At 76.3% G+C, this 7,762-nt stretch carries 6 protein-coding genes and 1 pseudogene; 2 read left to right on the top strand and 5 right to left on the bottom strand.

What is annotated here, in order from left to right; translation table 11 throughout:
- On the top strand, window positions 1–1,028 hold a 1,028-nt coding region (locus KVT14_RS16645; protein WP_254631096.1), incomplete at its 5' end, for an LCP family protein.
- Window positions 1,029–1,159: 131 nt separating this feature from the next.
- Here KVT14_RS16645 and KVT14_RS22590 read toward each other — a convergent pair.
- The 3 genes and pseudogenes from KVT14_RS22590 to KVT14_RS16635 all read right to left on the bottom strand — a co-directional run.
- Window positions 1,160–2,200 (bottom strand): annotated as a pseudogene (locus KVT14_RS22590) (acyltransferase family protein); the annotation flags it as partial.
- Window positions 2,201–2,424: 224 nt separating this feature from the next.
- Window positions 2,425–2,967 (bottom strand): 5-(carboxyamino)imidazole ribonucleotide mutase, encoded by a 543-nt coding sequence (gene purE / locus KVT14_RS16640; RefSeq protein ID WP_147794115.1) that lies wholly within the window; start codon window positions 2,965–2,967, stop codon window positions 2,425–2,427.
- A 34-nt stretch (window positions 2,968–3,001) separates the two neighbouring features.
- The gene (locus KVT14_RS16635; protein WP_217616682.1) at window positions 3,002–4,168 is read right to left on the bottom strand and encodes a 5-(carboxyamino)imidazole ribonucleotide synthase; all 1,167 of its coding nucleotides are present in this window, start codon (window positions 4,166–4,168) and stop codon (window positions 3,002–3,004) included.
- A gap of 62 nt (window positions 4,169–4,230) precedes the next feature.
- Between KVT14_RS16635 and KVT14_RS16630 the strand changes: the two genes are divergently transcribed.
- Window positions 4,231–4,857 (top strand): GtrA family protein, encoded by a 627-nt coding sequence (locus KVT14_RS16630; RefSeq protein ID WP_308161129.1) that lies wholly within the window; start codon window positions 4,231–4,233, stop codon window positions 4,855–4,857.
- Between the two features lie 33 nt (window positions 4,858–4,890).
- Here the strand turns inward: KVT14_RS16630 and KVT14_RS16625 are convergent, their stop codons facing one another.
- Together KVT14_RS16625 and KVT14_RS16620 are read right to left on the bottom strand one after the other, a co-directional pair.
- On the bottom strand, window positions 4,891–6,309 hold the full coding sequence (locus KVT14_RS16625) for a hypothetical protein (RefSeq protein ID WP_217616681.1): 1,419 nt from the start codon (window positions 6,307–6,309) through the stop codon (window positions 4,891–4,893).
- Between the two features lie 125 nt (window positions 6,310–6,434).
- Window positions 6,435–7,760, bottom strand: coding sequence for an ATP-binding protein (locus KVT14_RS16620; protein ID WP_217616680.1), 1,326 nt, complete (start codon window positions 7,758–7,760; stop codon window positions 6,435–6,437).
- Window positions 7,761–7,762: the final 2 nt, after the last annotated feature.

Raw genomic sequence — 7,762 nt, 5'->3', positions numbered from 1 at the left:
CGCCGGGCACCCGCCCCGCCGACCCCGCGAGCGCGGCGCCGCCCACCGCCCCGCGCCGCCGGCGCCGCCGCGGCCGCGTGGTCGCCGCGGTGGTGGTCGTCGCGCTCGTGCTGCTGCTCGCGTGGCCGATCGGCCTCCTGCTGTGGGCGAACGGCAAGATCCAGCACGTGTCCGCGCTGTCGGGGGCGGCGGACACCCCGGGCACCACCTACCTGCTCGCCGGCTCCGACTCCCGCGAGGACGGGGCCATCGAGGACCCGGACACCGTCGGCGCGCGCACCGACACGATCCTGCTGCTGCAGGTCCCCGACTCGGGCCCGGCCGCGCTCATCTCGCTCCCCCGCGACACCTACGTCGACATCCCGGACCACGACCCGAGCAAGCTCAACGCGGCGTTCTCCTGGGGTGGCGCGCCCCTGCTCGTCCAGACCGTCGAGGGTCTGACGGGCCTCACGGTCGACCACTACGTCGAGATCGGCTTCGGCGGGGTCGAGCAGATCGTCGACGCGCTCGGCGGCGTCGAGCTGTGCCTGGACGGCAGCACCGGCATCACGTTCCCGCTGAACGACACGAACTCCGGCCTGGTCTGGGACGCCCCCGGCTGCAAGACCGTCGACGGCGTCCAGGCGCTCGCCTACTCGCGCATGCGCTACTCCGACCCGTCCGGCGACATCGGCCGCGGCCTGCGCCAGCGCGCCCTGATCAGCGCGGTGGCCGCCAAGGCCGAGAACCCGGCGCTGCTGTTCCAGCCGGGCAAGCAGGTCTCGCTGATCGACTCCGGCACCGCCGTGCTGACGGCGAGCGACGAGACGGGCATCGTCGACCTGGGGCGCCTGGCGCTGGCGTTCCGCGCCGCCACCGGCCCGGGCGGCATCACCGGCACCCCGCCGATCAAGAGCCTGGACTACCGCCCGGGCAACGCCGGGTCCACCGTGCTCCTCGACCCGGACCAGACGCCGTCCTTCTTCGCGGCGATCCGGGACGGCTCCCTCGAGCCGGGCGTGGTCGGGGGCGTCCCCGGCTCCTGACCGGGCCGGAACCCGGCGCGCACGAGCCCGGCCAGCCCGACGAGCGCGTCCCGCACCCGCTCGCAGCCCGCGGTGGTCGCGCGGCGCAGCCGGGGCCCGAACGGCTTCTCCACGAACCGGTGCACCAGCCACGCCAGCGCGAGCGAGAACGCGGTCGCAGAGGCGAGGACCGCCCACACGGGGAGCCGGTCGTGCAGCAGGTGGATCATCCACAGGCCCCAGTACTCGTGCGTGAGGTACAGCGGGTAGGTCAGCGCGCCCGCGGCGGTGAGCCCGGCCCAGCGCCACCGCGCGAGCGGGGTCAGGGACACCAGGGCGACGAGGCCGACGCACGCGGGCAGCGCGACCGCGAGCAGCACCGCGCTCGGCTCGACCACCGAGTTGGCGCCCAGCGAGTGCATCCGGGCGGGCACCAGCGCGGCCGTCGCGACGGCGGTGTTGGCCGCCACCAGCAGCCACGGCACGACGGCGTGCCCGGTGCGGTGGATGACGTACAGCGCCATGCCGGCCGCGAACAGCGGGGCGTAGGGCGCCACCAGCCAGGTCACGGCGTCCGACCAGCCGAGCGTCCGGGCCAGCATCGCCGCCGCCGGCCACAGCGCGGCGAACCACAGCACGCGCCGCCGGGTGATCCCGACCGCCGCGAACAGCGCGATCAGCACGTAGAACCGCAGCTCCACCCAGAGCGTCCAGTACACGCCGTCCACGTGCCCGACGTCGAACAGCGACTGCAGGAGCGTGAGGTTGACCAGCACCTGGCCACCGGTGATCTGCTTGCCCTCCCAGACGAGCAGCAGCAGCGCGCCGGTGAGCAAGACGCCGGTCCAGTACGCCGGGTAGAGCCGGGCGACCCGCGAGCCGACGATGTCGGGCACCGACCGGCCCCACGCGGTCATGAGGATGACGAAGCCGCTGATCACGAAGAACAGCTCGGGACCGAGCGACGCGTAGGTCGCCCAGCCGGCGATCGCGGGGGCGACCTCGGCGAGGTCACGCCCCCAGGCGTCGGTCTGCCGGGCGGTGAAGTGGTACGCGAGCACGCCGATCGCGGCGAGGAACCGCAGGGCGTCGAGCGCGGCGAGGCGGGGGGCCCGCGCGGCGGTCGAGGGGGTGCGGCCCGGCGCCGGGGCGGCGTCGGGTCGGGCGGTGCGGGGCGGCGCGGTGGTCGTCACCGTCTCGACGGTAGGTGTCGGACCGGCGGTCCGCCCGTCGAGAGGACCCGCCCCCGGCGCCTCTCGACGAGACCTTCACGCCGTGCGCGGGCCACCCTCGCGATGCTCAGGACCCCGTGCCCGACTCCCCCGTGCGAGTCTCCCCCGCCGACTCTCCATCTCGCGCCTGTCCGCGACCGCGGTCCCGCAGACGCGAAGTGGAGACTCGGCGAAGGCGGCCGGCGTCAGCCGCCGAAGCCCACCGCGGGGCGGCGGCCGTCGCCGTGCAGGGAGCGCAGCCGCTCGCCCTTGGCGTCGGCCTGCGCGCGCAGGTCGTCCTGGAACGCGAGCATCGCCGCCGCGAGCCGGCGGGCCGTCTCGTCGGTGCCTGCCCCGAGGATGCGGGCGGCGAGCAGCCCGGCGTTGCGGGCGCCGCCGATCGACACCGTCGCGACCGGCACGCCCGCGGGCATCTGCACGATCGACAGCAGCGAGTCCATCCCGTCGAGCCGGGCCAGCGGCACCGGCACACCGATCACGGGCAGCGGCGTGACCGCCGCGAGCATGCCCGGCAGGTGCGCCGCCCCGCCGGCGCCCGCGATGATCGCCCGCAGCCCGCGCCCGGCGGCCTCGCGGCCGTAGGCGACCATCTTGTCCGGCTGCCGGTGCGCGGAGACGACGTCGACCTCCACCGGGACGTCGAACTCGGCGAGCGCCTCGGCCGCCGCCTCCATGACGGGCCAGTCCGAGTCCGAGCCCATGACGATGCCGACGAGCGGGGTGGCCATGCGGTGCCTCCGGTGGGGTGGTGGGTGGGGCGGGTCAGGGGGTCGTGTCGCCGCGCAGCACGGCCGCCGCGGCGACCGCCCGGCGCCGCACGTCGGCCAGGTCGTCCCCGGACACGGTCACGTGCCCGAGCTTGCGGCCCGGGCGCACGCCCTTGCCGTACAGGTGCACCTTGGCGCCCGGGTCGAGCGCGGCCACCTCGGCCAGGCCGTCGGTGAGCGCGGCGCGGGTCGAGCCCAGCACGTTGGCCATCACGGTCCAGGGCGCGCGGGCCTCCGTGCCGCCGAGCGGCAGGTCGAGCACGGCGCGCAGGTGCTGCTCGAACTGGCTGGTCACCGCGCCGTCGATCGTCCAGTGCCCCGAGTTGTGCGGGCGCATCGCGAGCTCGTTCACCAGCACGCGCGGGGCGCCGCCGTCGGGGTCGGCGACCTCGAACAGCTCGACGGCCAGCACGCCGGTGACGCCCAGGCCCTCGGCCACCTCGCGGGCGATCCGCTCCGCGGTGGCGGCGGTGCGCGGGTCGAGGTCGGGCGCCGGGGCGACCACCTCGGCGCACACGCCGTCGCGCTGCACCGACTCGACGACCGGCCAGGTGCGGACCTCGCCGGACGGCGTGCGGGCCACGAGCGCGGCCAGCTCCCGGGTGAACGGCACCCGCTCCTCGGCCAGCAGCGGGGCCCCGGTGCCGTCGGCGGCCGCCGTCAGCCAGTCGGCCGCCTCGTCGGCGGACCGCACGACCCGCACGCCCTTGCCGTCGTACCCGCCGCGGGCGGTCTTCACCACGGCGGTGCCGTCGCCGGCCGCGAGGAACGCCGCGAGGTCGTCGGCCGAGTCCAGCGGCGCCCACCGCGGGCACGGCACGCCGAGCGCGGTCAGCCGGGTCCGCATCACGATCTTGTCCTGCGCGTGCACGAGCGCGTCCGGGCCGGGGCGCACCGCGACGCCGCGGTCCTGCAGCTCGGTGAGCAGGCCGTTCGGCACGTGCTCGTGCTCGAAGGTGAGCGCGTCCGCGCCGACCACGAGCGCCTCGACGGCCACCGGGTCCGCCGCCGCGCCCACGGGCGCGTCGACCACCACCTGCGCCGCCGACGACACGGCGTCCTCGACCAGCACCCGCAGGTGCACGCCGAGCGCCGTCGCCGCGGGCGCCATCATGCGGGCGAGCTGCCCACCACCGACCACTGCCACCACGGGTGCTGCCACGAGCCGTGAGCCTAACCGACCTCGCACAGCGGTCCCCCAGCGTCTCGCCGTACCCTGTCGGGGTGACTCCCTCCGGTGCGCCCCGCCTCGCGGCCGCACCGGGACCCGCCCCCGAGGCCCGTCCCGGACTGCTGCACGGCCTGCTCTACCGCATGCCGCGCCGGTCCCTGCGCGACCGGGCCCTCGAGCTGGTCCGGTTCGGCTCGGTCGGCACGGTCGCGTTCGTCGTCGACCTCGGCACGTACAACCTGCTGCGGTTCGGCCCCGTCGACGCGCTGGACGGCAAGCCGCTGACCGCGCGCATCATCGCCGTCGTGCTCGCGACGCTGGTGTCCTGGCTCGGCAGCCGGCACTGGACGTTCGCCGGCCAGAGCAAGCACCGGGGCGGGCGCGAGCTGCTGCTGTTCTCCGCGATCAACGTGGTCGGCATCGGGTTCACCGTCGGCACGCTGTGGTTCTCGCACTACGTCCTGGGCCACTCGGGGCCGTTCTCGGACAACGTCGCGAACGTCATCGGCATCGTGCTGGGCACGGTCGTGCGGTACGTGGGCTACAAGATGTTCGTGTTCACCGGGTCCGCGGGCCTGCCGGTCGTCCTGGCCGAGGTCGGCCACGAGTCGCGCTCCGCCGACGACCCCGGGCACGCCGCGTCGGCGTCGGTCCCGCACCCGCGCGCCACCCGCGACTGACGCCCGCCGAGCGACGCCGGCGAGCCGGGCGGGTCAGCCGGCGACGGGCGCGCCGTCGGACGGCGGCGGCCCGGCCGGCGGCGTCGGCGGCCGGGCGACCAGCGTCGTCACGGCCAGCAGCACCACGGCCACGATCGCGACGACTGCCACGTACGCCGGCGTCAGGTGCCCGGCGAGCACCAGCGCCAGCGCCGCACCGGCCCCGATCACGACGCGCACCAGCACCCGCTGCTCCCCGAACCACACCCCCACCGGCCCGGTGCTGATCCCGCGCCGCTCGCCGGCCGTCCGGAGCCAGGTCGCACCGCGGCTCCAGGACGCCCGCAGCGACCGCGCCGCCGACGTCCCGCCGGCGAGGAACGCCACCAGGGCGACGACGACGCCGAGCACGAACGCCGAGCGCAGCGCGACCCGCAGGAACGCCACCACCTGGTCGTAGACCACGACGGCCGCGTCGGGGCGCTGCACGCCCGGCGGGAGGGCGTCGACGTACACGGACCGCCCGATCGTCAGCGCCGCGCCCAGCAGCAGCATCGCCCCGGCCAGCGACAGCCCGGCGATCACGAGCGCCCGCGCGCGGTGCACCGCGGCCAGCACGCCCGCGGCCAGCAGGCCGAGCGACAGCCAGATCAGCCAGGTGCCGAGCAGGTCCAGCAGCCGGTAGGCGTTCTGCGCGCGGACCAGGTCGGCGCTCTGCATCAGCGGGAAGCTCGCGCTGATCGTGGGCAGCCGGTCCACCACCGTGAAGCCCGCGTCCGACAGCGAGCTGCGCACGGTGTCCACCACGCCGGTCAGGTCGACCACCAGCGTCCCCTGGGCGTCGATGCTCGCGATCGCGTCCGGGTCGCCGCGCAGGACGGCGTTCAGCTGGTCGTGCACCGTCCGGTTGGCCTCGTCCCACACCGCCTCGAACACGTCCGACGTCACGACGGCGTCGACCGCCCGGCGGATGACGTTCGTCGCGGCGTCCACCAGCGGCGCCTGCAGCGAGCCGGCGAGCGCGGACACCCGTGGCGGCAGGCCGAGCCCCTCGACCGCTGTCACCGCGTCCGAGGCGAGCCCGTCCAGGTCGGCGGCCTCGACGATCGCGCCCGTGACCCGGTTGGTCACGGCGCCCTGGATCTGCGGGTCGTCCACCAGCGGGCCGACGGTGGCCAGGTACCGGTCGGTGTCGGTGACGAGGTCCTTGGCCCACACGGCGACGACGGCCACGGGCGCGAGCAGGGCACCGAGCACGATCAGCACCACCGCCGCCGCGGCGCGGGTCCGGTGCCGCTGCCGGGGCGCCGGGGGCGGCGTGCCGGTACCGCCGCCGGTCGACGGCCCCGCGCTCGCGTCCGCCGCGGCGCGCGCCGTCGCCGCGGCCCGCAGCTGCGCGTTCTCCGCCTCCAGCGCGGCGATGCGCGCCGTGAGGTCCGCCGCCGTCCCCGGCGCGGGACGCTGCTCGGCCATCGACCCCACCCCCTCGGGCGCCCGCCGCGGGAGGCGCCCCTCGCGGCGAGGCTAGCGCCGCGCGGCGCGCCCCTCCCCCACCCGCCGGGGGTGACCGCGGGTGGGTAGGTGCCGGGGCGGGAGCCTCAGCGCCTCCGGCGCGCCCGCTCCGAGCGCGGCGAGATGACCGACCCCCGCGGCAGCACCACGTCCGGCGCCATCGCCGCGGGCACGCCCGCGAGGAACAGCGCGAACACCGCCGGCCGCCGCTGCGCGAGCTCGAGCCGGGCCCCGTCGGCCGACGCCAGGTCCCGCGCCAGGGACAGGCCGAGCCCGGTGCCCTTGCCGGACGTGACCTCGCGCTCGAAGATCCGCGGCGCCAGGTCGTCCGGGACGCCGTCGCCCTCGTCGGCCACCTCGACCACGACCGAGCGCGCGGCGCCCGCGCGGGACCGGACGGTGGTGGTGCCGCCGCCGTGCCGCAGCGAGTTCTCGATCAGCGTCGCGAGCACCTGCGCCAGCGCGCCGGGCGTGGCGAGCACCTGGACCTTCGGGTCGACCTCGATGACGAGGCGGCGCCCCTCGGCCTCGAAGGTCGGCCGCCACTCCTCCTCCTGCTGGTGCACGACGTCGCCGAGCCGGATCGCCTCGGTGGTGCCGCCCTGCGCGCGCCGCGACCGGGTCAGCAGGTCGTCGACGACGGTGACCAGCCGCTCGACCTGCTCCAGCGAGATCCGCGCCTCCTCGCGCACCGCCGGGTCGTCGGAGGCCAGCATGATCTCCTCGAGCCGCATGGTCAGCGCGGTCAGCGGGGTGCGGAGCTGGTGGGACGCGTCGGACGCGAACTGCCGCTCGGCGGCGAGCCGGCCCGCCATCCGGTCGGCGCTGCGCGCGAGCTCGGCCGCCACCAGGTCGATCTCCTCGACCCCGGACGGCTCCAGCTGCGGGCGCACCTGGCCCGAGCCGAGCTGCTCGGCGGACGCGGCCAGGTAGACGAGCGGGGCGGCGAGCCGGTTCGCCTGCCAGATGGCCATGGCGATGCCGGCGGCGAACGCGACGATCGCGGCCGCGACGACCAGCCCCATGATCTGCGCGCTCATGAGGAACACGTCCCACCACGGGGCGTACATCGTGATCCGGGCGCCGGTGGTCGACGTCTCGGTGATCGTGATGGCGCGCTCGGGCACGTCCGGGCCGGCCTGGTACCGGGCGCCGTCGGTGGTGACGACGAAGATGCTCACGGCGACGCCGCCGCCGCGGTCGACGTACGGCTCGAGCATGGTGTCCGAGAGCGGGGTGCCCTCCTGGACGCGGCTGTCGATCTGCCGCGCCAGGTCGGACGCGCGGGTCTCGAGCGACCCGATCTCGTTGTCCCGGACGTACTGCGCGCCGAGGAAGGCGAGCGGGAACCCGAGCAGGACGACCGCCACCGTGACGGCCGCGATGGTGGCCTGGAGGACGCGGCGGCGCACGG

It is taken from the genome of Cellulomonas sp. GbtcB1 (assembly GCF_019091725.1).
Lineage (GTDB): Bacteria > Actinomycetota > Actinomycetes > Actinomycetales > Cellulomonadaceae > Cellulomonas.
This window is presented reverse-complemented; position numbering and strand designations above follow the sequence as displayed.